The organism is Ornithinibacillus contaminans, assembly GCF_001038425.2.
Lineage (GTDB): Bacteria > Bacillota > Bacilli > Bacillales > Amphibacillaceae > Ornithinibacillus > Ornithinibacillus contaminans.
The window spans coordinates 100,298-123,501 of the sequence record NZ_LDPV02000009.1; the positions used below are offsets into that span (position 1 = coordinate 100,298).

The following is a 23,204-nucleotide window of genomic DNA, read 5'->3' on the forward strand; positions in this document are numbered from 1 at the left end:
TTATACAATTTAAATATTACATATATTTTAGTTATGTGGTTTTATTTCTTTAATAAACTCTAATAGAGGGATTTTGGAAAGGGGAATACAAATGGAAGCTAATTATAATGGTCGATTACAGAAAAAACGAATCAATAGGTTTATGACAGTGATAATTGTAGCATTAGTGTTACTTGTAGGTGGTAGTGTTGCGGCTTTTGTTCTAATGGACAAGTCTCCAAAAGCAAGCTATTTTCTATATGAAAGGAATACAATGGATATGTTCTCAGAACAAGTGGAAAGCCGCTACGAGCCAGAATTGGAATGGGAAGAAAAATCACTTGAAAATCCAATTGAAAGTAACTATGAACTGTCAGCTATGGTTCATGCAGCAATTGCTGCTGGTAACCTTCCTGTTACGGTAGACCAAGTATTGAACAATTCAGTACTAAACGTTACAAGTAATGTGGATCGTGAAAATAAGCAATTTACAGCTGAGATGAATGGGAGTTTCGGGAATTTCGAGGTGGGTGACGTTAACGTTTACCTAACATCCGATAACATGATGCTTGGTCTACCCTTCTTAAATGAAATACTCCAGCTGAATGGTGATGACTTCGGGAAATTAATGCAAGAATTACAACCAGAAGGCTATACAGGAGAAGAAAAAATTGATTTTAACATGTTATTTGAAGGTAATGTTCTTTCAGAGGACGACCTTGCCTATATCGAAAAGGAATACATGCAGTCCATATATAATGCATTACCTGAAGAGGCATTTGAAGCGGTAGATGAAACAGTTCGAATCGGAGAATCCGATGTCACAACAGAAAAAATCACGTTCCATTTGACAGAAGACCAGCTAAAAACGCTGTTAACTGATACGTTAACTAAAATGGCTGACGATGATAAAATGAAAGACATCATGCTTAATGCCGTATTGGCTCATGATTATGGTCCGTTTGTTTTTGGCTCTAATCCGAATTTTGGTATTACCAATTTCGAAACAGACTACGATACGGTATTAAAAGACGCGCTTGCTGGAATAAATGACATCGCGATACCAAATGGCTTCACCTCCACTATCTGGGTTGAAGATGAACTTGTCGTAAAACGTGACCTAATGATTGATATAGGACCTACAGCGGACCAACTTACTAATCTCTATGTCAAAGGGGAATTAGAACACGACAGTGCTGAACAAGCGTTTGAATATGATTTCGGTATGATTGATCAAGGATTGGAACAAACGTTATCTGTTGATGGTACACTTTCACATAAAGATGGAAAAATAAAGGATTCTATTACACTTGCAATGGACAACACAACATTAATCTATCAATCTAACGAAACGCTTGATAACGGTAAGCGAGACTTTGAACGTGTATTTACATTAGAGGACGGAACTGGCTATACATTCGACCTAACTTGGAGCGGCAATGCAACCTATCATGATGATCAGATGAATTCAGAGCATGAATTCTCAGTAGCTAATAACAACCAGGATGTAATCTCTCTTTATCTAGATAAAAATGCCAAGCAAACCGATTCAATTACCTTACCACAAGAACAATTAAAAGATATCGGGGCTATGAACGCACAAGAATTCCGCAACTATTTTGAGTCAGAAGTAACTCCACAATTTGAGGAATGGTTAATGGGTATCATTGGCTTTGGCTTTTAACCAGTAAGCTTGAATCTTTTGAAGTAGGTGATCATGATGCAATTCCTAAGACTTGTAGCTTTCTTCTGTAAGTATTATTTCCTGCAGCTCAAGAGGAAGTGGCTAACACTTCCTCTTCTTTTGGTTTTTCCAATTGTGTTAATTGGAATGGTTGCATTTATTATCATCTCCTATCTATCAAGCATAGAGGCTGAACCATTACAGCTTGGTTTAGTTGATTTGGATCAGTCAACGGAAACAGAACTTATCATTAGTTTATTAGAGGAATCCTCTCAACTCAGTGAATTTATCCAGATGACTCGACTAACAGAGGAAGAAGCAGCTCAAAAAATAACTACTGATGAATTGATTGGTTATATACGCTTCCCTAAGGAATTTATAAACAAGCTGTATAACGGTCAATCTGTTGATGTAACGGTTGTTGGAAATCCTAAGCACCCAATGGAAAGCAATTTTATTAAAGAATTAGTCGATAGCGCAGCACGACATATTAGTGTTTCACAAGCAAATATAGTAACCATTAATTACTATGCCAAGCAATTAGAGCTTGATACCGATACGCGAAATGAGCTGATGCAAACACAGTTTAATGATTTTATGCTGTATGCAATTGGAAAAGATAACGTATTAGATCAACAGCTTATCACCAATAATGCGACTGCATCGCCAAAGGAGTATTTCGCTTTAGCAACAGCTTTTTTCATCTTAACGATTTGGATTATAACGATCTATAACCGATTAGTTAAGGAGCAAAGCCCTTCCATCGAAACTAGGCTGACACTTTATGGGGTAACAGAGCTACAGCAAATTTTTGCTAAAATATTGGTTAGCTTTACCCTTACTCTCTTGCTTGGGAGCCTATTGTTTTTTGGAATCATACATGTTATAGGCTTGGCGATTAGTCCAGAAAATTATTGGAACATGATTACCCTACTTGCCATTTACAATGTAACGTTTTTATTTGTACTAGCAGTAATCGAACAACTTATCCGGTCACTTAAAGTACGGTTATTGATACAAATGCTCATTACTGCATTCATTTTGTTAGCAAGTGGTTCGTTTATTCCAACCATTTATTTTCCGTTGTACTTGCAAAATGCTAGTACCCGAGTCTTTTCATCCAGCGTCTTTCATTCACTAGAGGATATTCTCCTTAACGGACGCTTCTATGTGGAATATCTTCCTGTGGTAGTAAGTGCTGTCCTATGTCTATTACTTGTCATCGGTATCGCATGGTGGAAGGAGCGTGTTCGCACATGAGGGATGTTTTATATACCCGTCTACTCCTCTGGAAAAGAAAATGGCTAGGAATGCTATTTTGGTTGCTCCTTCCCATTATCGGTACGTATGGTATCGTATCGGTGACAGATACGATTCAGGATGACTCAAAGGTTCCAATTGGTATCGTATTAGAGGAACAAACAGATGTAGCTACTGAATTTCTGCAGTCCATTAAGCATTCAGATCTTGTATATGTGGAACAAACGACGGAAGAAAATGCCCTTTCTAAGCTGGAAAAGCATGAGCTTGATAGTGTGTTTATCATTCATGATGGCTTTGAGGATGCTATTTTAAAAGGTAACCGAAATCATATTCTATCAAGCTATTATACCGAGCTTTCCTTCGCTTATTCGCCTGTAAAAGAAATGATTGTTTCTCTTGCACAGGAGGAGACCGGGAGATCCAAAGCAGCTCACGTTGTGCTAAATCTATCCGAAACCTATCTTGGCAAAGAAAACTGGTCATGGGAAGAAATAAGGGCTAAGAGTGTAGAAGTACAGCAAGAAGAAAATTTGCTAAATACTCGTTTCCAGTATTCTTCACCAACCGAAATTACTAAAGATGCGACGCTTATTTCCTGGAATTCCTGGGGACTTTGGGCAATTCTAAGCTTATTAGCTACATTATTCGTATCAGACTGGGTTGTTCGAGAAAAAACATTACCAGTTTCAACTCGCTACTACTTTTTGAAACTGTCACGATTACAGTATTTTCTCCAAATCCTTGTTCTCTACATGCTCCTGTTTTTCCTAGTGGACCTTGTTAGTGTAGTTGTCTTTACTATTTTTTTAGATGAATCTATTTCGCTGCAATTAATTATAAACCTAGTAACCTTTCGAATCATGCTCGTCACATTGTCGTTTAGCATTGCCAGTCTTTTTACATCTCGCGGGGCATTTTACGGTGTATCCTTCCTTTATGTACTATTGTTAGCGACAAGTAGTGGTACGATACTACCAATCGATGGTTTTGAACTAAATAATAGCCTGATCAGGTCGTTGAATCCTATACAAGCTTTTGTAGCCGGAAAACCGACACTACTTTGGTTATTCAGTAGCTTAATCTTTTTGTTGCTTGTATTAAAGGGAAAGGAGAGAACCAATGCTTAAATTACAATCCGTAACCAAGCACTATGCATCAAACACCGTTTTAAGCAATATTTCATTTACGGTTAATCCTGGAGAAATAATTGGGATAGTCGGTGAAAATGGAGCGGGAAAATCGACACTATTACGACTGCTTGCTACAATCGATAAACCGACTAGTGGCAAAATCAGCTGGAACGATTTCTCCTACGATACCAAGTGGAAGGAAATGCGGAAGCATATTGGCTACGTTCCTCAGGAAATTGCCATTTGGGAAGATCTGACGGTTGAAGAAAATATGCGTTTTTTTGAACGGTTAACTTCTAGGCATAAGCAAATTGAAGAATTACGACAGATCTGTTTAGCTATGAATCTTACAAAATGGCAAGAAACAGCAAGAACTCTGTCAGGTGGAATGAAGCGGAAATTAAATCTTGCCATTACTCTCATTCATGAACCAGAAATATTATTATTGGATGAGCCAACAGTTGGTATCGATTTGAAATCAAAAAAAGAGATTGGCGCGTATATACAAAAACAAGCACGTGACTTCAATCGAATAATCCTTTATATTTCACATGATATGGATGAAATACAGGCACTATGCGATCGAGTGATTTGTATTGGCGAAGATTCATTTTATCAAGATATTTTGCAGCAAACTGGAAAGGAAATAATTTCATTCTAGTATTTTTTTCAAATTATAGTAAAATAGTATTGAGATAGAGGAGCGATCGATTAATGGATATTAAATACGTACAAATGCTCATGCAATATCAAGCTATGTCAATACTAAGTTCAGGTAATAGTTCGTTATCTAGCTATTCTCCTATAATAGATGTAGCTTTTAAACAAATACTAGAAGAGCAAATGACAGTACCAACTACAACGAATAAACAAACCTTTACAAATCAGACATATAATTCTTTACTGAACACACTTAATTCAAATTTTATTCCACCAACCACTGGCGCTTCAGTTTCAAACAGTGACTACAACACTTTGATTGCGGAAGCGTCTGCTAATTATGGTATAGATGAAAAACTGATTCATTCTGTTATTCAACAAGAATCAAATTATAATCAATACGCTAAAAGCAGTGCAGGTGCGCAAGGATTAATGCAGTTAATGCCAACAACTGCATCCGGTTTAGGGGTAACGAATGCTTTTGATGCACAGCAAAACATTAATGGTGGCACTAAATATCTTCGTCAGATGTTAGATCGCTATAACGGCAACATCGAACTAGCTCTTGCAGCATATAATGCCGGACCAGGTAACGTTGATAAACATCAAGGTATCCCACCATTCACAGAAACACAAAATTATGTCAAAAAAGTAATGCAAAATTATTTAGCCTAACATATAAAAATCCCTTGAAGAATGTCTTCAAGGGATTTTCTATTTGTTGTTGGTAGTTATTATTAAAAATCACAAAAGTCTTGGAAATATCCAAATGACCAACGGTAGGCTATATCTTTTTTTACGCTAAGAAAATCTCATTAACCGTTTTACGATCAAGCTTCTTAATTACTTCCACAATTAACTTCACCGCATTATCAAAATCATCACGATGCAAAATACCTGCATGCGAGTGAATATAACGAGTAGCAATCGTAATCGATAACGACGGAACACCATTAGCCGTTAAATGAATAGAACCTGAATCCGTTCCTCCTCCAGCGATGGAAGCATATTGGAATGGAATATGATGTTCTTCAGCAGTTTGAACAACTAAATCTCGAACACCTTTATGCGAAATCATAGAAGCATCATAAAGGACAAGTTGTGGGCCTTTACCAATCTTGCTGTCTGCCTCATGTTCTTTAATTCCTGGTGTATCCCCCGCGATACCAACGTCTACACCGAAGCCAATATCCGGTTGGATCGCATGTGCAGATGTTTTAGCCCCTCTAAGTCCCACTTCTTCTTGAACAGTTCCAACACCATACACAATGTTTGGATGTTTTTCATTTTGTAATTGCTTTAATACTTCAATGGCAATCGCACAACCAATTCGGTTATCCCACGCTTTTGCTAATAGCATTTTTTCATTCTTTAATGGCGTAAATTCAAAATAAGGGACGATTGAATCGCCAGGTCTTACCCCAAACTCCGTTGCCTCTTCCTTGCTAGATGCTCCAATGTCGATGAACATGTCCTTAATTTCAACTGGTTTTTTACGTTCAGCAGCTGACAAGATATGTGGTGGCTTTGAACCAACGACACCTGTCACATCTCCTTTACTCGTTACAATGGTTACCCGCTGAGAAAGCATTACTTGACTCCACCAGCCACCAATCGTTTGAAAATAAACAAACCCCTTATCATCAATACGTGTAACCATGAATCCGATTTCGTCCAGATGTCCAGCAACCATGATTTTTGGACCATTTTCATCCCCAACTTTTTTGGCAATTAAGCTACCAATATTGTCCGTGAAAACTTCATCTGCAACTGGAGTAATATATTTTTCCATGACATCTCTTGCTTCTTTTTCATTCCCAGATATCCCTTTTGCTTCTGTTAAATCTTTTAGCATCGACAGTGTTTCATCTAATTTGGTCATATGTATTCCTCCAATAGTAAATATTTTCTAATAGTATAACGCTAACTGTGTATAAATGATATTAATAGCCCTGATTTTGTCGTTCATAATTTACTTCATTCTTCTTCAAGTATGCATCCCTTATATCATTCTCTTCAAACCCAAGTGCTAATCCTAATTCCAAATAACTCGCAAACAATTGATTATAGGTCGTCTGTATTGGGTTATTTTTAAACAATACACTGTTCTCAAATACGATAGAAAATAGCTCTGTTTCTGTTTTACTTGTTTTCTGGATAGTAGATGATTCATAACGAAGTCCCTTTTCAATACCCAATGACAGGATAAAATGAATGCCATCTACATATTCCTCTAAAATGATTTCTTTAGAACTTCTTTCTTTATTACTCCAAAATTTGAAGCAGCGTGTTTCATTCGCTAATTCGCCTAGTTCCACTAATAATGCTAAATATTTATCATGGAATAGATCTTTATTCGTCAAGTTATGGTTTGTTTCAATATAACTATCTAATTGTTTTTGCATCGTAAATAACGATTCCCAGTTCATTTGATTACTCCTTTGTATGCTGTCATAAATTTTTAACAAAAATAATGAAACCTTCTCTATCGACAGTACGTATTGCATGATAATACTTAAATACCAGGGAGAAGATTAACATGATAGTAATCCTGTTTCGTATCCTTATCGTAGCTGCGATTATTTTACTTGTCTATTCTATTATACAATATTTTAGAAATCCTCAAAGACTTCTGCAGCATGCTAAGGAAACACAAGGTTTTTACTTTACGGATGAACCAGGAAACAGTAAGAAGAATATTCAATTTGTGTATAAAGGCTGCCAATTTGTAGGCGAAAAATATGTAGGAACGACGGAAAATGCCTTTGAAATAGTGGATATTCATATTACAGTAGCAGATTCAATTGAATTACAAGGCATAACAAGAGATGATATTTACTTTTTAGAAAAAGAACTTCTCATTCGCTATCCACATGCAAAAATAACTTGGAAGCATCCAATTAACACATTATTAACATAAGCTCATCCTGGTTCAACTCAACCAAGATGAGCTCATGTTTACGTTGCCCGACTAAAAAAATCTTCCCATTTAATGATAATTTCTTTACGCCGCAACCCATAGATTAGGAGTAGTAAAAACGCTAACGATAAGAGGATATGAATTGGGGATAAGCTTGATAACCATCCACCTACTGACGTATAGACAATCGCTAGTGGGATGTTTGATATAAAGGAAGATCGCATGTAATCTTTAAAATCAATCGATATTTCAAGTAAACAAATCGATAATAAATGAAAATGAATAAACGGTACCAATCTTAGCAAAGAAATCTGTGTTAATGTCAATTCAGTATGCTTACCGATTAATTTATGCTTCATTCGTATGAAACGATCAAAAAACTTTGGCATCCAACGAATAATAAAATAAAAAACAATACTTGATAATGTAATTCCAATAATCGAATAGACAGTTCCAGCAAATATACCAAATATTATTCCCCCAGATACACATATAAACACGACTGGGAGAAAAAACAATGGCCTAAGGAGATGAACACTAATAAATAATAATGGTGCAAATAACCCTCCTGTCTGAATAAACGTCATAATATAATTCCCAAATACCTCCATAAGCTGCCTCCCTCTCGAGCAAGTAAGAAATACTACTCAATTCTTACCGCATTATTGCAACGTTCAATTTGCAAGAGCGCATGACTTGGATTTAATACCTCGGAACATGTATATGACAAGAGACGAGCCGTTATGACATGAAAAAGTATCCAACTAATACAGCATGTACAACAATTAGGCAAGGCATTCCAATTCGAAACGCGTTATGCTTTGTTTTATGTCGAAACGTGCGCATTCCTATGAAAGAACCTAGTGATCCACCTAAAATGGCAATTCCCCATAACGTACGCTCTGGTATCCGCCATTGATTCTCTCTTGCTTTCTTTTTATCCACGCCCATCATGATATACCCCATAAGATTGGCAACTACTATGTAAAGTAAGACCTCTAGTCCTATACCCATATCAATACCTCTATTCTATGAAAAATAACCAAACCAGCAATGCTGATTTGGTTATTGACATTAGTTATTTAGTGCAGTTTTAGCTTTTTCAGCTAATTGAGCAAATGCTTGTTCATCATGGATAGCTAGATCAGACAACATTTTACGGTTGATCTCAATACCAGCTAATTTTAAACCATGCATTAATTTGTTATAAGAAAGATCGTTCATACGTGCAGCAGCATTAATACGTGCGATCCAAAGCTTACGGAATTCACGTTTTTTCTGTTTACGGTCACGGTATGCATATTGACCTGACTTCATTACTTGTTGTTTTGCTGTTTTGAATAATGTTCTCTTTGAACCGTAGTAACCTTTTGCTAATTTAAGTACGCGTTTACGACGTGCACGCGTAACTGTTCCACCTTTAACTCGTGGCATATTAATTCCCTCCTAATACAATCCTGTTGTATATCCATTTAGTTTTAGTAATAATTTTAATTGTTTCTTACAATACTTATTTAGGTAGCATTGCTTTGATACGCTTGTAATCACCAGAAGATACTAAAGTACCTTTACGTAGTTTACGTTTTTGTTTCTGTGATTTATTTGCGAACATATGGCTTGTATAAGCATGTGATCTTTTTAATTTTCCAGAACCAGTTCTTTTGAAACGTTTTTGAGAACCTTTATGAGTTTTCATTTTTGGCATGTTGATTTCCTCCTCGAATGCTCTACTTAAAATAATTTATTTTTCATTAATCGGAGCAAGCATCATAAACATGTTACGACCTTCCATCTTCGGCTTCGATTCAACTGTTGCAAGATCTTTAACTTCTTCAGCAAAGCGATCTAATACCTCTTGGCCAAGCTCCTTATGAGTAATCGCGCGTCCACGGAAACGAACAGCAGCTTTTACTTTGTCACCTTTTTCAAGGAACTTACGAGCATTTTTTAATTTTGTATTAAAATCATGATCGCCTATTCCAGGAGTAAAGCGCACTTCTTTGACACTAATAATCTTTTGATTTTTACGAGCTTCTTTTTCTTTCTTTTGTTGCTCGTAACGGTATTTACCGTAATTCATGATTCTAGCTACTGGTGGTTTTGCAGTAGGTGCCACTAAAACTAAATCTAAATTTTGTTTTTGTGCAAGCTCTAATGCATCTTGACGTGATTTCACACCAAGTTGATCACCGTTAGAATCAATTAATCGTACTTCTTTTGCACGAATTTTTTCATTAACGTTCATATCTTTGCTAATAGCCAGCCACCTCCAAATAATGTTAGGGTCTGATCGATCATTGACAAGTTCTACACAATAAAAAATGTGGGCACATCAATGCACCCACATGTCTTTAGTCGTAAAAGTAAAGGTTTAACCAGTCAACTGCTTCCTAGCGTTGAACAGGTGAGAAGCGGGTGCTTCTACTTGTCTTAAGATCATTCAATTTTATTCAACTTTTATACAATAGCATACGTTTGAATAAAGTGTCAACCCTTGATTCTTTTTCAGTATACTATACTTATCCTATTTTGAAAAGCAAGCACACTTGGCTACTACGTTATTTCTTTTTACGTAATGTCTTGTTATCAATCTCATCCTTTATTAAACTTACAAAGGCTTCAAAAGCAATCGTTTCAGACTTCTGCTCACCATATCTTCTTACATTAACCGCATTCTCTTCAATTTCATTATCCCCAACAACAAGGGCAAATGGAATTTTCTCGGTTTGTGCTTCACGAATCTTATAACCAATCTTCTCATCGCGCTCATCTACTTGAACACGTACACCTTGAAGCTGTAATTTCTCAGCAACTGATTTTGCATAATCCAAGTGTACTTGTGGTGATACAGGTATAACTTTCACTTGAACTGGTGCTAACCAAGTCGGGAATGCGCCTTTGTATTCTTCAATTAAGAATGCCACAAAGCGTTCCATTGTCGATACAACACCACGGTGAATTACAACTGGACGATGTTCTTTTCCATCCTCACCAATGTAAGATAGTTCGAAACGTTCCGGTAATAACACATCAAGTTGTACTGTTGATAGTGTCTCATCCTTACCCAAGGCTGTTTTAACCTGTACGTCTAGCTTCGGACCATAGAATGCAGCTTCTCCTTCTGCTTCGAAGTATTCTACGTTCATTTCTTCCATTGTTTCTTTTAGTGTACTTTGTGTTCTTTCCCACATTTCGTCGTCATCAATGTATTTTTCTTTATCCTCTGGATCACGGTATGAAAGACGGAAGTAATAATCCTCGATACCGAAATCTTTATACACATGCTGGATTAATTCCACCACGCGGATAAATTCTTCCTTCAATTGATCTGGACGAACAAAGATATGGGCGTCATTTAATGTCATCGCACGTACACGCTGTAATCCAGCTAGAGCACCAGACATTTCATAACGATGCATTGTTCCAAGCTCAGCAATACGTACCGGCAAATTACGATAGCTCCAACGTTGATTCTTAAATACCATCATATGGTGTGGACAGTTCATTGGGCGTAAAACTAATTCTTCGTTATCCATTTCCATGACAGGGAACATATCCTCATGATAATGATCCCAATGTCCACTTGTTTTATATAAATCAACATTTGCTAAAACTGGCGTATAAACATGGTCATAGCCTAAACGTTCTTCAAGATCTACAATGTAACGCTCGATTTGACGGCGAATAGTAGCACCCTTTGGTAACCAAAGTGGTAATCCTTGACCAACCTTTTGATTAACGGTAAAGAGATCTAGTTCTTTCCCTAACTTACGATGGTCACGCTCTTTGCGCTCTTCAAGGATTTGTAAATATTCATCCACCTGTGCCGGCTTCTCAAATGCAGTCCCATAAATACGTTGTAGCTGCTGATTATTACTATCACCACGCCAGTATGCGCCAGAAATACTTAATAGTTTAAATGCTTTTAATTTACTTGTGGAAGGAACATGAATCCCGCGGCATAAATCGAAAAATTCACCTTGTTTATAGATAGTTACTTGTTCATCCTCCGGGATAGCATCGATTAGCTCAAGTTTTAAGTTATCGCCAATTTCCTCGAACATTTTCTTCGCTTCCTCACGAGATACTTCTACCCGTTCAATTAGAAGGTTTTCATCGACAATTCGTTTCATTTCCTTTTCAATTTTCGGAAGATCCTCCGGGGTAATTTTTTCTTCCATATCAAAATCATAATAGAAGCCCTCTTCGATAACTGGACCAACACCAAATTTCACGTCTTTATACAGACGTTTAATTGCCTGTGCCATTAGGTGCGCTGTTGAGTGCCTTGCTATCTCTACACCCTCTTGGTTTTTATACGTAATGATTTCAATAGCGCCACCATTGTCTAAGCTACGCTTTAGATCATACTGCTTACCATCTAATTTAATTGCTAGAGCTTGTTTTTTCAGACCTGGAGAAATTGAAGCTGCAATATCTTCCCCAGTAGTCCCTTGTGGAAATTGTTTACTTGCCCCATCCGGGAATACAATTGTGATTTCTGCCATGTTTTACACTCCTTATCCTATTTTTTTGAAATTAAAAAACGCCCACCCCTCTGCACATATGCAAAGGGACGAGCGTTGGTCACGTGGTTCCACCCTAATTCCCGCAAGAATTCTTACGGCTTTAGATCTTTAACGCAGATTTACGCTACTATCTACTTGAGGTTCGACAGCAGAGTTCAAAGGTGGTAATCAATTGGCTGCATGAGGAAGCTTTCAGCTCGGTGGCTCCCCTCTCTTTCCATACAGATAACAAGTGATCATGTCCTTATCGTTACTTATAACACTATAAAATAATATAGAACAAATTATAACGCTTGTCATACTAATAATCAAGTCCTATTAATTGTTTTTTAAATAATAAGGGAAAGGAAATTTACTATATGGCTCAAAATCCACGCGCTCTTGAAATACATTAATAACCGTTAATGTTTTCGGCTCGGATGGATAATCCCCATAAATCTTTATTTTTTTCGGAGCCATCGCCACTAATGGCGCTAAATTAAGTTCATCATCATCTAATCCGACAATGTACAATGGTTCCTTCTGCATCTGCATTCGTAATTCCATTCTTGTGAATCGTTTTCCATTTGCTTTAAAGAAGGAAAAAGGATTGCCTTGTAGTATATGAATAATATTATAACTTGGTTCCTTCTTCGCGATATATTCCCGTAACGTATTCACAAATTCCTGGTGGTCTTCTTCCCGTTTAAATTCATCAATGGCTAATCCAACGAGATGGACCAAATGATCCTTAAACACCTTCAAGCGGAAATTAACAATCGAATCGAAATGAACGGTTGTCGTATTTTTAACATTAGATACAAACAAGGAATACAATAGCTGCATTGGATCATCCTGTTGATCCCTTACTTGTACACTTTCCGCGTCATCGCCTGCAATTATCCAATTCGTAATTTCAATAATTTTTTCGATTTCATCTAGGTCCGAATAATAATAAAATTCCTCAACAATTCCTTGGATCATGGTAGACAGACGATGCTGCACAAACACATCTACCATTGATTTTACAATCGAATGCACTAAATCATTATCTGCTTGGTTAAAGTCAATTTGTAAATGATTCCCCCATTCTTCACTTGTTTTCCAATGTAATTCAATCTTTTTGTTATAATGAAATAATTGCTCACAAAAACTGATAACTTCCTTATTCGAAGAAAAATAAACATCCAGCAACTAACATCACCCTCATCCAAAACCAAACTGTTACATTATATGGACATAACTTTTAAAAAATGTATAATCCATTAAAACTAGTAATGTTAGTAATTAGAAAAGTGAAGATTTAGCCACTTCCATACAAAGGAGCTAATAAAAGATAGACTTTTATTAGCTCCTAGTTACAAATCTCTTCTATTGTCAGCGAAAATGGAAACCTCTGTACTGACTTGTCTAATTCGTTCTAGTATTCGGCCAGCTTTTACTGTTTCAACGTCACCACGACTTGATCGTGCAAGTTGTCCTTCTAACTGTTCCATACTATAGTTGGAGGTAAAGAATACTGGTAGTCGCTCCATCATGCGATATTGTAAAATTGTCCCAAGTACTTCATCGCGGAACCATGCCGATTGTGTTTCAGCCCCAATGTCATCCAGCATTAGTACATCAGCTTTTTTAAAGTAGTCTATTTTTTCATTAATAGAATCATCTTTTATTGATGCTTTTATTTCACGAACAAATTCAGGCATGTAGATTAGCATAGATGAAATGTTATATTTCTTTAGTTCATTGGCAACCGCACCAAGGAAATACGTTTTTCCGACTCCAAATGGGCCATAAAAATAAAGCCCCTTTTGCGGCAAACCAGTTTTAGCTTCTTCTAAGAATTGAACAATTTCTCGGATTGCTGTACTCCGCTTCGGATCATGGTCTATGCCGTCAATCGTCGCTTCTAAAATTTCCTTTGGCATATAAACACTCTGAATAAGCTTTTGCTGCATTTGTTCCTTTTCATACAGTAAACGACTATGGCATTTTTCATATGACAAGTGGATCTCATTATTTTCAACCCGCAGTATTGGTGAATAACCAGCAATCATATTTTGACAGCTTCCAATAGAGGTACAATGCTCACATTGCTTGGATTGTGACTTATACTCATAAAATTTAATTAAATTCTTTTCGATTTCCTGTTGCGGTAAATCCGGATGCAACGATAAGAATTCCTGAATTTCGGGATCAGATAACACTTCATTCTTTATCTTCATGTAATTCTCTTTGAAATTACCATTTTTTTGCATCCAATTTTTTAATGTTGATTGTACTGGTTTCATTTCTCAATCATCCTTGCAAATGACTATTTTTTAACGCTATTCGAGTATTGCTGTAATAGTGTGGCAATCTCTTCTTTTTCTCGGTCCAAATCAACCGATGATGCCGTTTGATTACTGCTTGATTTCTTTTGTTTCCGGTCTTTAAACCAATCTGGAACCACTTCTTGGGACCCTTGCTTGCGATAATTGCGATACGTTGATTGCTTTTTCTCACTATCCTGACGATACCGCTCTATTTCTTTTTTGGCAAACATCATGGCTTCCTTTGCTGTTTTTAAATTCGCTCTCGACCAGTGACTAGCAATTTTCTCTAAATATGCCTTCGATAGCTTCATATTCGTCTGTAATAATACATAGTGGATTAATACATTCATAACTGGAGTAGGTAAGCCTTGTGTTGTCATGATTTCACGAATAACCTTTAAATCCTGTTCAGAAGCATAATTACCACTAGACAAGTCCTCTAATAATTCTTTAGGTGAAATGGTTTCTAATTTTTGGACTAGCTGTTCTTCTTTTGTCCTTGGTTGTTCTAGTTCTGGTTGCTGCTTCGGATCTTCACTCAACTTAGCTACTAATTGAACAGTTGCTTGCTTCCTTGCTGTTTTAAACACATCATGACAAGCGTCTTTAAACTCATCAATGTCAAGTGTATTCTCATCTGTCAGTGCCCATAATACACATTTTTCTACTTCGTATTCCGCTAATCCATATAGCTGCATCATTTGAGTAATAAGACGTTTATTATCCTTCGAAAGTACTCGTTTGTACGGAATCATTCGAGATTTCAACGCTTGCTCCATCCAAGAAAAATCGATTGAATCGAGTTGGGGGCCAGCGTTCTCTGTTACACGTTGAATCGATCTATCTTGCTGTAGATCTGGTTGTACCGTATGAAACACATCACCAAACGTTGCTGTAATATTTTGACCTAGTGGTTGTGTATTTGCTTTTGAATTAACATAGTGCGCTTTAATCTGCTTATACTTTTCATTACCAATATGATGGTAAAGTAGCTGTGATAGCATAGCATCTTGGAAAAAGTTACGAGGTGAAAACGGACATTGAAGTACATAATGATATAAAGTTTGTTCTGCTGTTTTATGCTCATAGGTTTTTAAAAGACCTATTGCTTCTAGCTTTAAGCGTGCTTCATAGATTTCATCTAATGGTATATTTAAATAGTTCATTAAGGTATGATGCGTTTGAATATCAGAATCCATATCCATTTCATGTAACAATGTTTGATAAAGCATAACAGCCTTCATACCTAGCAATGGTTGATACAGATGGGTTAACGATTTTGGATAATCAACAGGTAGATTACCATATAATATAACTGTATAACCATCAACGGGCAATATTTTCCCAATGTAATTCATCGTAACCCTTCCTTCTTAAATTACCTTCCACGAGAACTTGCTATGAGTTCTTTTTATCGGTATGAATGAGATCCTTTAATTCATCAAGAAATACATTGATGTCTTTAAACTGACGATAAACGGAAGCGAAACGCACATAAGCAACATCATCTACCTTCGAAAGTCGTTCCATCACCATTTCTCCAATTTCATCACTGTCAATTTCAGATGCACCAGTATTTCGTAATTCCTTTTCCACTTCTAACGCAATGGATTCAATTTGTTCAATTGAAACCGGTCTTTTTTCACATGCCTTGATTAAGCCTCTAATAAGCTTTTCACGACTATATTCCTGTCTTGTCCCATCTTTTTTCACGACAATTAATGGAACTTCTTCTATCCGCTCAAAGGTTGTGAAGCGATAGCCGCATTTTTCACATTCCCGTCTTCTGCGAATAGAGCGCCCTTCTTCGGTAGGCCGCGAATCCAATACCTTAGTATTTTTATATTGACAATTTGAACATCTCATTTATTAAACTCCATTCACTAAGCAACTATTTAATCTTCTCAACCAGTTGTAATGATTGATCTATTTTTTCATATAACCGTTTGATTAGTTTTGAACTATAGCCAAAATCAAATGGGATAAGTGATTCCGTTGTAACGGTAAAATCAATCGCCGTTTGATATGGGCGAACCATAATAACTGTTCCAATGATAAACGCTTTTTTCCCTTTTTGGACATGGAAACTAATTTCACCATGCTCCTGTGAAATAGAATTAATTTGAAATTGGTTAGATCCTTTGATTAGTTCTTCTAATGTAGCTAAGCCCTTATCTTTTGTTGTTTTATAATAATGGGTTCGTAGTTCGTTATCCCAATGATTCTCCGCTGTTTCGGCTTGATTATTTAAAAGCAGTGCTACTTTATTGCGAAACCCCATGATAATTCAACTCCCATTTACATACACGATACAATTAACTGTATTTATTTTAACATGTTTTATAGAATTACCCTAGTATAAATTTAATTGAAGACAGTAGAGATACGTGATAGCTACAAAAAATATCCGCCAGTACTATTGACGGATATTTTTTTCTTTATATTGATAGTTCTCTCCATATAACTCATGTAAATGTTGTAGATGACTTAACCCCCACTTATGCATGGTTGAAAGTAATGGGAGTAGGCTTTTGCCATATTCCGTAATGGAATATTCAACCTTAGGTGGAACTTGTGGATAAACTTTTCGGTGGACAATATCATGATACTCCAACTCTCGTAATTGGGAGGTTAACATTTTCTTTGTAATTTCCGGTATTAACCGTTGTAATTCACTAAAACGAAGAACGTCATTTTCAATGATATGAAAGAGTATCACAGGCTTCCATTTTCCAATTAGAATATCAAGTGCTGTTTCAATTCCGCCATTACAGTTATCTGCCATATATATCCCCCTAGGTTTCATTTTGTATACTATGTCACATTAATGTGCCTACTTCTTTTTATTTATCCTAGGGTATATTATAACCTTAGTCTTCAAAATGAAACAAGGAGGAAATACGATGAATATTGTACTATGGGTATTACAAGCATTATTAGCATTGATGTTTATTAGTGCAGGTTCCACTAAATTGCAGTATGAAAAAGCGGGAAAATCCTTACCATGGGTAAAGGATTATTCTAAAGGCTATATTGCATTTATTGGATTGGCAGAAGTTCTTGGAGGTATTGGTCTGATTATTCCACTTGCTTTGGGCATTGCACCAATTTTAACTCCAATCGCAGCATTAGGTCTTGCTTTGATTATGGTTCTTGCCATTATTTTTCATATTAAACGCGGTGAATTCAAAGCACTTGGCATGAATATCATTATTCTTGCAATAGCACTGTTTATTGCAATTAATCGTTTTTAATTTATAGTATGAACTAAAAAGCCGGGACTCAAGACTCGTAGGGAATGATATAAGTAAAGTTGCCGCACATAACCTATTGGAAACTATGCTTTAACTTCTTATACGACACGAATATCCTGACGTCCCGAGCTTTTTAAAGTTTCATCTACTACACTGCTGCAGGTTATCCTCAAACCGAAATTTTTTTCTTCGCTAGGAAAGAACCAACATAGTTAACTAGATCAATCACTCTGGCAGAATATCCCCATTCATTGTCGTACCATGCAAGTACTTTAATTTTATGATCATCCATTACCATCGTAGACAATCCATCAACAATCGCCGAGTAATCCGTTGTCGTATAATCAATAGAGACTAGTGGTTCTTCACTATACTTAAGAATTCCCATTAACTCGTTAGTGGCAGCCGTTTTAAATGCTTGATTCACTAGTTCCTCTGTTACTGACTGTTCTACATCCACCACTAAATCTACTAAAGAAACATTTGGAGTAGGCACTCGTAATGCCATTCCGTGCAATTTACCAGTTAAATGTGGCATTACTTCGCCCAATGCTTTCGCAGCTCCTGTTGTAGTCGGAATGATGGATTGTGTACATCCTCTTGCACGACGCAGGTCCTTGTGTGGATTATCCAAATTCTTTTGATCGTTAGTAAAAGCGTGTACCGTTGTCATGAGACCGTTTACAATTTTAAAGTTATCATCCAGTATCTTAACAACAGGCGCAAGGCAATTTGTCGTACAGGATGCATTGGAAATGACGTCATCTACTTCTTCCACATACGTATCATGATTCACACCCATTACAATCGTTCTATCGACCTGTCTTCCTGGAGCCGTAATCACAACCTTTTTTGCACCTGCGATTAGATGTAAGCCTGCATCTTGTTTTGTTTTAAATTTTCCCGTTGCATCAATGACAACATCAACATCAAGTTGCTTCCATGGTAATTTATCCGGTTCCCGAAAGTTCACTAATTCAATATAAGTACCATCTACCTCTATGCCATTTCGAAGCGCTCTCACTTCGCTGTCATAAATTCCATGAATACTATCATACTTAATTAAGTGAACCAATGTTTCTGGTGGGTAACTTGCATTAATTGCCACAACCTCTAAGTGTTGATTTTTCATAGCCTGCCTAAACACCATTCGTCCAATTCGGCCAAATCCACTAATGGCAATTCGCGTAGCTCGCATGAATCTTCCTCCTAAATGTGATATACTAATTATCATTAATTTACATAAAGTATAACACATTTAAAGAAAAATGTAACTAAATAATTAAAAAACTCAAAGGAAATAAAAATCCTTTGAGTCTAAACGTAGCTAATATTCCACTGTTTGAGTATGTCCTTTAATTGTTGATAGCTGTCTTGTATTGTTCCATTATTATTTATGACTGCGTCAGCCTGCTTCACCTTTTCCTTCACAGGAATTTGGGAATCAATTCGTTCCATTGCCGCTTCTATTGTTGATCCATCTCGATTCATTAAACGTTCTAGTTGGACAGATTCATCCACATACACGACTAGCACTTTATCAACTAAATGTGTCAGGTTACTTTCATATAATAGCGGGATATCCATGACAATACATGTCTTATTTGCAGCAAGGTATTGCTCCTTTTCATACAGCATTTGACTGCGAACTACTGGATGGACGATTGCATTGAGAGCCTCTCGCTTTTCCTTGTCAGCAAAAATAATCGAACCGAGCTTTTTTCGATCAATCGTTTTGTCAGCAAGTAGAATGTCTTCTCCGAATTCGGCTACGATTTGGTGATAAGCAGCTTCACCTGGTACAACAACATCTCTAGCAATCTGGTCTGCATCGATAACCGGAATGTTTAGCTTCTTAAACATTCCAGAAACGGTGCTTTTGCCACTCGCTATACTTCCTGTTAATCCAATCACAACTCCCATTCTTGTATCACCCTTACAGCTTCTGACATTTCAAGCAGACATGTGTACCCCGACCGCCAACCTTCATTTTGGTAATTGGGGCACCACAATTTTTACACTCCTTGTTTTCTTGTCCGTAAACGGATAGCTCTTGTTGAAACATTCCCATTTCGCCTTGACTATTCACATAGGACCGAATCGTTGTTCCACCTTGTGCTACCGCTTCCTCCAAGGTTAAAATCGCCTGTTTGCGTATTTCTTGTACTTCTTTTTTTGTTAACTTATCTGCTTTCCTCAAAGGGTGTACACGGGCTTTAAACAATGTCTCATCTACATAAATATTGCCTAAACCAGCGACAATCGTTTGATCAAGCAGTACGGATTTAATAAATCGATTCGTGCTTTTTAATTTCTTATAGAAGTAATCCAACGTGAATTCCTTATCAAACGGATCCGGTCCGAGTTGATTTAAAGGTTTCTGTTGAAATTCCTCCCCCTTCTTGACGATGTGCATCGTACCAAATTTCCGCACATCGTTATAGCGTAATTGTTCGTCGGTAGTAAAGGAAAAAATAACATGGGTATGTTTTTTTACTGGTTCATCCTTATAATGAACACTATATTTTCCTTCCATCCGTAAATGGGAAATCATTGTATAGTCATCGAGTTCAAATAAGAGAAATTTTCCTTTTCGTTTAATATCATGGATTGTTTGGCCAATCAATAGCTGTTTAAAATGCTCTACATCATCCGGTTGCTTGATGATTTTCCCCCAATATACGGATACATCATTTATCGTACGATTTAACACAAATCGCTTCAATGTATTTCGTATTGTTTCTACTTCTGGTAATTCTGGCATTCTTTTGACTCCTTATTTGGCATCATACCAGCTATCGCCATAGGCATACTCCGCCTTTAGCGGTACACTCAATTCTACTGTGTTTTCCATCATTGCTGGTACAATTTCAATTAATTTATCCAACTCTTCTTTCGGTGCTTCGATAATCAATTCATCGTGTACTTGAAGTAGCATACGTGCTGAAAGCTTTTCTTCTTTCAACTTCTCATATAAATCAATCATTGCTTTCTTGATGATATCTGCAGCGGTACCTTGAATCGGTGTATTCATTGCTGTTCTTTCTGCAAAGCTTCTTAGGTTAAAGTTTCTACTCGTAATATCTGGTAAATAGCGTCTTCGATTCATCAATGTCGTAACATAGCCAAGCTGCTTCGCTTCCTGAACGATATCGTCCATATAAGCTTTTACCCCTGGGTAGCTATCCAAATAACGGTCAATGAATTTCTTTGCTTCCTTCCGCGTGATACCTAGATTTTGTGAAAGCCCATAATCACTAATACCATAGACAATACCAAAGTTTACTGCTTTAGCTTGCCTACGCATATTCGATGTAACTTCCTCTGCCTCTACATGGAAAACATCCATCGCTGTTTGGGTATGAATATCAAGTCCGTTATTAAAAGCAGCAATTAACTTCTCATCATTCGCAATATGTGCTAAGACACGTAGTTCAATTTGCGAATAATCCGCTGCAAACATAATCCAATCTTTTTCAGCAGGAACAAATGCTTGTCTTATTTTACGTCCTTCTTCCAAACGGATTGGGATATTTTGTAGGTTTGGATCAATCGAACTTAATCTTCCTGTTTGGGTTAGTGCTTGGTTGTATCGTGTATGAATCTTACTCGTTTGTTGATCCACAACTTTTAATAACCCTTCAATATATGTTGATTGGAGCTTTCCTAATTGACGATATAGGAGGATTTTAGGAATAATTTCATGTTCATTCGCAAGTTGTTCTAATACATCTGCAGCAGTGGAATAACCTGTTTTGGTCTTTTTAATAACAGGTAGCCCAAGCTTTTCAAATAAGATTGGACCTAACTGCTTAGGTGAATTTAAATTAAATGTTTCCCCTGCAACCTCATAGATTTCGGTTTCAATTTCATCTAAGCGTCGCTTTAAATCCGTTCCCATATCCTCTAATCTACTTTTATCTACACGTACACCAGTATGTTCCATTTCCCCTAAGATTAAGGCTAGTGGCATTTCCAATTCCTTTAATAATTCATATAACTGATTCTCACGAAGTAGTTCGGCCATTTTCCCTTGCAGATCAAGTAAAACTTTTGCCTTTCGTACAACATGGTCAGCTAGAATAGCTTGTTCTGGAACTTTTAGCTTAGCTCCTTTTCCGTACACCTCTTCATCATACAATACGGATTGTAATCCCATCCGATGACCAATGGCGGGAATATCATGATTATTCTCCGAAGGGTCTAGTAGGTAGGATGCAAGTAGAACGTCAAATTTCATACCCTTTACATGGATACCCTTATTCAGTAAGGACACTAATGACTTTTTGGCATCGAAAACTACTTTTTCCTGTTTTTCATCCTCTGCCCACGCCCGGAACGCTTCGGAGTTAGCTGCAACTTCTGTCGGTATAAAATAGGCATTTTCTTGGTTTACAATTCCAATCCCCTCAATTGGAGCTGTATGATAACTATCGGAAATCATCTCTATATTTAATGCCTCTTGCCCACTAAACATATCCGCTGTCACGTGATCAACTATCGTGTAGGATATATCTTCTAGTGCTTGTGAGGACACTTCCGACTCTACATCGTCAGATCCAATTCTAGTTAACAAGGACTGAAAGCCTAGCTCTTTAAATAAGGCCGCCACATTTTGATTGGCATAGCCAGTGTAGGTTAGGTCATTTAACGTTATCTCAATTGGAGAATCGCAATTTATCGTAGCGAGCTCTTTACTCATAAAGGCATCGTTCTTATGATTCGTTAAATTCTCTAACAGTTTCTTGCCACTAACTTCATCTAAATGTTCATAGAGATTTTCTAGGGTCTCATATTGTTTTAATAGTTTTGTCGCAGTTTTTTCCCCTACACCCGGAACACCTGGAATGTTATCTGAGCTATCACCCATTAAAGCCTTCAAATCGATAATTTGTTCTGGGCTAATTTCCATCTTATCCAGTAAATAAGCTGGTGTATAAGCCTCTACCTCACTAATTCCTTTTTTCGTTACATTAACAGTGACCTTATCGGAAACCAACTGGAGCATATCCTTATCACCTGAAATAACCGCTACTTCCCAATCTTCTTTCTTTCCTTGCTGTGCCAATGTACCGATGATATCATCTGCTTCATATTGGTCTAGCTGATAATGACGAATATGAAATGCATCTAACAATTCCTTCACAAGCGGAAATTGTTCCGAAAGCTCTGGTGGTGTTTTTTGACGCCCACCTTTATATTCTTTATACGTACTATGTCTAAAGGTTGTTTTTCCAGCATCAAAAGCCACTAGTAAATGTGTTGGCTTTTGTTCTTCCAGTATTCTAAGTAGCATTGTTGTAAAACCGTAGACAGCATTCGTATATACACCTTTATCGTTATTTAATAACGGCAACGCAAAAAAGGCGCGGTACGTAATACTATTTCCATCGATTAGTACTAATTTATTAGCCATTTGGTACTTCCTCCTTACACCCTACTCGTTTTATCTATTTTACCATTTAAGGAACCTTCCGTAAAAAATTAATCG

At 36.9% G+C, this 23,204-nt stretch carries 25 protein-coding genes and 1 other annotated feature; of the genes, 7 read left to right on the forward strand and 18 right to left on the reverse strand.

What is annotated here, in order from left to right:
- The first annotated feature begins 91 nt into the window (after positions 1-91).
- From JF53_RS01250 to JF53_RS01270, 5 genes are read left to right on the forward strand one after another with little or no spacing between them, the layout of a single operon-like run.
- A complete protein-coding gene (locus JF53_RS01250) occupies positions 92-1,663 on the forward strand; it encodes a DUF6583 family protein (RefSeq protein ID WP_047981643.1) in 1,572 nt (523 codons plus the stop codon).
- Positions 1,664-1,696: 33 nt separating this feature from the next.
- Positions 1,697-2,923: an ABC transporter permease gene (locus JF53_RS01255; protein WP_083443519.1), complete on the forward strand. Its 1,227-nt coding sequence runs from the start codon at positions 1,697-1,699 to the stop codon at positions 2,921-2,923.
- Positions 2,920-4,053, forward strand: coding sequence for an ABC transporter permease (locus JF53_RS01260; RefSeq protein ID WP_047981641.1), 1,134 nt, complete (start codon positions 2,920-2,922; stop codon positions 4,051-4,053). Before JF53_RS01255 ends, JF53_RS01260 begins: the two co-directional genes overlap by 4 nt.
- Positions 4,046-4,717 carry an ABC transporter ATP-binding protein gene (locus JF53_RS01265; RefSeq protein WP_047981640.1) on the forward strand — a complete coding sequence of 224 codons (672 nt, stop codon included), beginning with the start codon at positions 4,046-4,048 and terminating at the stop codon, positions 4,715-4,717. Before JF53_RS01260 ends, JF53_RS01265 begins: the two co-directional genes overlap by 8 nt.
- A 53-nt stretch (positions 4,718-4,770) precedes the next feature.
- Complete coding sequence (locus JF53_RS01270; protein WP_047981639.1) at positions 4,771-5,391, forward strand: lytic transglycosylase domain-containing protein; 621 nt, start codon at positions 4,771-4,773, stop codon at positions 5,389-5,391.
- Positions 5,392-5,512: 121 nt separating this feature from the next.
- On the opposite strand, the gene JF53_RS01275 is transcribed toward JF53_RS01270, so the two are convergent.
- Together JF53_RS01275 and JF53_RS01280 are read right to left on the reverse strand one after the other, a co-directional pair.
- Complete coding sequence (locus JF53_RS01275) at positions 5,513-6,598, reverse strand: M42 family metallopeptidase (RefSeq protein WP_047981638.1); 1,086 nt, start codon at positions 6,596-6,598, stop codon at positions 5,513-5,515.
- 61 nt (positions 6,599-6,659) lie between these two features.
- Positions 6,660-7,145 (reverse strand): dUTP diphosphatase, encoded by a 486-nt coding sequence (locus JF53_RS01280; protein ID WP_047981637.1) that lies wholly within the window; start codon positions 7,143-7,145, stop codon positions 6,660-6,662.
- 110 nt (positions 7,146-7,255) lie between these two features.
- Here JF53_RS01280 and JF53_RS01285 point away from each other — a divergent pair, with 110 nt between their 5' ends.
- Positions 7,256-7,636 carry a hypothetical protein gene (locus JF53_RS01285; RefSeq protein ID WP_047981636.1) on the forward strand — a complete coding sequence of 127 codons (381 nt, stop codon included), beginning with the start codon at positions 7,256-7,258 and terminating at the stop codon, positions 7,634-7,636.
- A 38-nt stretch (positions 7,637-7,674) separates the two neighbouring features.
- On the opposite strand, the gene JF53_RS01290 is transcribed toward JF53_RS01285, so the two are convergent.
- The 12 genes from JF53_RS01290 to JF53_RS01345 form a co-directional block, all read right to left on the reverse strand.
- Entirely contained in the window at positions 7,675-8,247 is a 573-nt protein-coding gene (locus JF53_RS01290) for a TVP38/TMEM64 family protein (protein WP_047981635.1), read from the reverse strand.
- A 130-nt stretch (positions 8,248-8,377) separates the two neighbouring features.
- Positions 8,378-8,650 (reverse strand): DUF1294 domain-containing protein, encoded by a 273-nt coding sequence (locus JF53_RS01295; protein WP_047981634.1) that lies wholly within the window; start codon positions 8,648-8,650, stop codon positions 8,378-8,380.
- Between the two features lie 60 nt (positions 8,651-8,710).
- Positions 8,711-9,070, reverse strand: coding sequence for a 50S ribosomal protein L20 (rplT, locus tag JF53_RS01300; protein ID WP_047981633.1), 360 nt, complete (start codon positions 9,068-9,070; stop codon positions 8,711-8,713).
- 76 nt (positions 9,071-9,146) lie between these two features.
- Entirely contained in the window at positions 9,147-9,341 is a 195-nt protein-coding gene (gene rpmI, locus JF53_RS01305) for a 50S ribosomal protein L35 (protein WP_047981632.1), read from the reverse strand.
- A gap of 36 nt (positions 9,342-9,377) precedes the next feature.
- Positions 9,378-9,881, reverse strand: coding sequence for a translation initiation factor IF-3 (gene infC / locus JF53_RS01310; protein ID WP_047981631.1), 504 nt, complete (start codon positions 9,879-9,881; stop codon positions 9,378-9,380).
- Positions 9,882-9,945: 64 nt separating this feature from the next.
- Positions 9,946-10,069 (reverse strand) — a sequence feature (ribosomal protein L20 leader region).
- 125 nt (positions 10,070-10,194) lie between these two features.
- On the reverse strand, positions 10,195-12,144 hold the full coding sequence (gene thrS / locus JF53_RS01315) for a threonine--tRNA ligase (RefSeq protein WP_047981630.1): 1,950 nt from the start codon (positions 12,142-12,144) through the stop codon (positions 10,195-10,197).
- A gap of 339 nt (positions 12,145-12,483) precedes the next feature.
- The gene (ytxC, locus tag JF53_RS01320; protein ID WP_047981629.1) at positions 12,484-13,338 is read right to left on the reverse strand and encodes a sporulation protein YtxC; all 855 of its coding nucleotides are present in this window, start codon (positions 13,336-13,338) and stop codon (positions 12,484-12,486) included.
- A gap of 164 nt (positions 13,339-13,502) precedes the next feature.
- Positions 13,503-14,435, reverse strand: a complete 933-nt coding sequence (gene dnaI, locus JF53_RS01325; protein WP_047981628.1) for a primosomal protein DnaI — start codon at positions 14,433-14,435, stop codon at positions 13,503-13,505.
- A 23-nt stretch (positions 14,436-14,458) separates the two neighbouring features.
- A complete protein-coding gene (locus JF53_RS01330; RefSeq protein WP_047981627.1) occupies positions 14,459-15,817 on the reverse strand; it encodes a replication initiation and membrane attachment family protein in 1,359 nt (452 codons plus the stop codon).
- 40 nt (positions 15,818-15,857) lie between these two features.
- A complete protein-coding gene (nrdR, locus tag JF53_RS01335) occupies positions 15,858-16,325 on the reverse strand; it encodes a transcriptional regulator NrdR (RefSeq protein WP_047981626.1) in 468 nt (155 codons plus the stop codon).
- A gap of 25 nt (positions 16,326-16,350) precedes the next feature.
- A complete protein-coding gene (locus JF53_RS01340; RefSeq protein WP_047981625.1) occupies positions 16,351-16,740 on the reverse strand; it encodes a hypothetical protein in 390 nt (129 codons plus the stop codon).
- A 135-nt stretch (positions 16,741-16,875) separates the two neighbouring features.
- Positions 16,876-17,244 carry a winged helix-turn-helix transcriptional regulator gene (locus JF53_RS01345; protein WP_047981624.1) on the reverse strand — a complete coding sequence of 123 codons (369 nt, stop codon included), beginning with the start codon at positions 17,242-17,244 and terminating at the stop codon, positions 16,876-16,878.
- 118 nt (positions 17,245-17,362) lie between these two features.
- On the opposite strand from JF53_RS01345, the gene JF53_RS01350 reads away from it, so the two are divergent.
- Positions 17,363-17,713, forward strand: a complete 351-nt coding sequence (locus JF53_RS01350) for a DoxX family protein (RefSeq protein WP_047981623.1) — start codon at positions 17,363-17,365, stop codon at positions 17,711-17,713.
- Between the two features lie 169 nt (positions 17,714-17,882).
- Here the strand turns inward: JF53_RS01350 and JF53_RS01355 are convergent, their stop codons facing one another.
- The 4 genes from JF53_RS01355 to polA all read right to left on the reverse strand — a co-directional run bounded on the left by JF53_RS01355 (position 17,883) and on the right by polA (position 23,129).
- Complete coding sequence (locus JF53_RS01355; protein ID WP_047981622.1) at positions 17,883-18,911, reverse strand: glyceraldehyde-3-phosphate dehydrogenase; 1,029 nt, start codon at positions 18,909-18,911, stop codon at positions 17,883-17,885.
- A 119-nt stretch (positions 18,912-19,030) separates the two neighbouring features.
- Positions 19,031-19,636, reverse strand: a complete 606-nt coding sequence (gene coaE, locus JF53_RS01360; protein ID WP_047981621.1) for a dephospho-CoA kinase — start codon at positions 19,634-19,636, stop codon at positions 19,031-19,033.
- Between the two features lie 13 nt (positions 19,637-19,649).
- Positions 19,650-20,477: a DNA-formamidopyrimidine glycosylase gene (mutM, locus tag JF53_RS01365; protein ID WP_047981620.1), complete on the reverse strand. Its 828-nt coding sequence runs from the start codon at positions 20,475-20,477 to the stop codon at positions 19,650-19,652.
- Positions 20,478-20,489: 12 nt separating this feature from the next.
- On the reverse strand, positions 20,490-23,129 hold the full coding sequence (gene polA / locus JF53_RS01370) for a DNA polymerase I (RefSeq protein WP_047981619.1): 2,640 nt from the start codon (positions 23,127-23,129) through the stop codon (positions 20,490-20,492).
- Positions 23,130-23,204 lie beyond the last annotated feature (75 nt).

Bases quoted from the DNA above. Each gene is read 5' to 3' on its own strand.
- JF53_RS01250 (WP_047981643.1), top strand. From the start codon at position 92: ATGGAAGCTAATTATAATGGTCGATTACAGAAAAAACGAATCAATAGG.
- JF53_RS01255 (WP_083443519.1), top strand. From the start codon at position 1,697: ATGATGCAATTCCTAAGACTTGTAGCTTTCTTCTGTAAGTATTATTTC.
- JF53_RS01260 (WP_047981641.1), top strand. From the start codon at position 2,920: ATGAGGGATGTTTTATATACCCGTCTACTCCTCTGGAAAAGAAAATGG.
- JF53_RS01265 (WP_047981640.1), top strand. From the start codon at position 4,046: ATGCTTAAATTACAATCCGTAACCAAGCACTATGCATCAAACACCGTT.
- JF53_RS01270 (WP_047981639.1), top strand. From the start codon at position 4,771: ATGGATATTAAATACGTACAAATGCTCATGCAATATCAAGCTATGTCA.
- JF53_RS01275 (WP_047981638.1), bottom strand. From the start codon at position 6,598: ATGACCAAATTAGATGAAACACTGTCGATGCTAAAAGATTTAACAGAA.
- JF53_RS01280 (WP_047981637.1), bottom strand. From the start codon at position 7,145: ATGAACTGGGAATCGTTATTTACGATGCAAAAACAATTAGATAGTTAT.
- JF53_RS01285 (WP_047981636.1), top strand. From the start codon at position 7,256: ATGATAGTAATCCTGTTTCGTATCCTTATCGTAGCTGCGATTATTTTA.
- JF53_RS01290 (WP_047981635.1), bottom strand. From the start codon at position 8,247: ATGGAGGTATTTGGGAATTATATTATGACGTTTATTCAGACAGGAGGG.
- JF53_RS01295 (WP_047981634.1), bottom strand. From the start codon at position 8,650: ATGGGTATAGGACTAGAGGTCTTACTTTACATAGTAGTTGCCAATCTT.
- rplT (WP_047981633.1), bottom strand. From the start codon at position 9,070: ATGCCACGAGTTAAAGGTGGAACAGTTACGCGTGCACGTCGTAAACGC.
- rpmI (WP_047981632.1), bottom strand. From the start codon at position 9,341: ATGCCAAAAATGAAAACTCATAAAGGTTCTCAAAAACGTTTCAAAAGA.
- infC (WP_047981631.1), bottom strand. From the start codon at position 9,881: ATGAACGTTAATGAAAAAATTCGTGCAAAAGAAGTACGATTAATTGAT.
- thrS (WP_047981630.1), bottom strand. From the start codon at position 12,144: ATGGCAGAAATCACAATTGTATTCCCGGATGGGGCAAGTAAACAATTT.
- dnaI (WP_047981628.1), bottom strand. From the start codon at position 14,435: ATGAAACCAGTACAATCAACATTAAAAAATTGGATGCAAAAAAATGGT.
- JF53_RS01330 (WP_047981627.1), bottom strand. From the start codon at position 15,817: ATGAATTACATTGGGAAAATATTGCCCGTTGATGGTTATACAGTTATA.
- nrdR (WP_047981626.1), bottom strand. From the start codon at position 16,325: ATGAGATGTTCAAATTGTCAATATAAAAATACTAAGGTATTGGATTCG.
- JF53_RS01340 (WP_047981625.1), bottom strand. From the start codon at position 16,740: ATGGGGTTTCGCAATAAAGTAGCACTGCTTTTAAATAATCAAGCCGAA.
- JF53_RS01345 (WP_047981624.1), bottom strand. From the start codon at position 17,244: ATGGCAGATAACTGTAATGGCGGAATTGAAACAGCACTTGATATTCTA.
- JF53_RS01350 (WP_047981623.1), top strand. From the start codon at position 17,363: ATGAATATTGTACTATGGGTATTACAAGCATTATTAGCATTGATGTTT.
- JF53_RS01355 (WP_047981622.1), bottom strand. From the start codon at position 18,911: ATGCGAGCTACGCGAATTGCCATTAGTGGATTTGGCCGAATTGGACGA.
- coaE (WP_047981621.1), bottom strand. From the start codon at position 19,636: ATGGGAGTTGTGATTGGATTAACAGGAAGTATAGCGAGTGGCAAAAGC.
- mutM (WP_047981620.1), bottom strand. From the start codon at position 20,477: ATGCCAGAATTACCAGAAGTAGAAACAATACGAAATACATTGAAGCGA.
- polA (WP_047981619.1), bottom strand. From the start codon at position 23,129: ATGGCTAATAAATTAGTACTAATCGATGGAAATAGTATTACGTACCGC.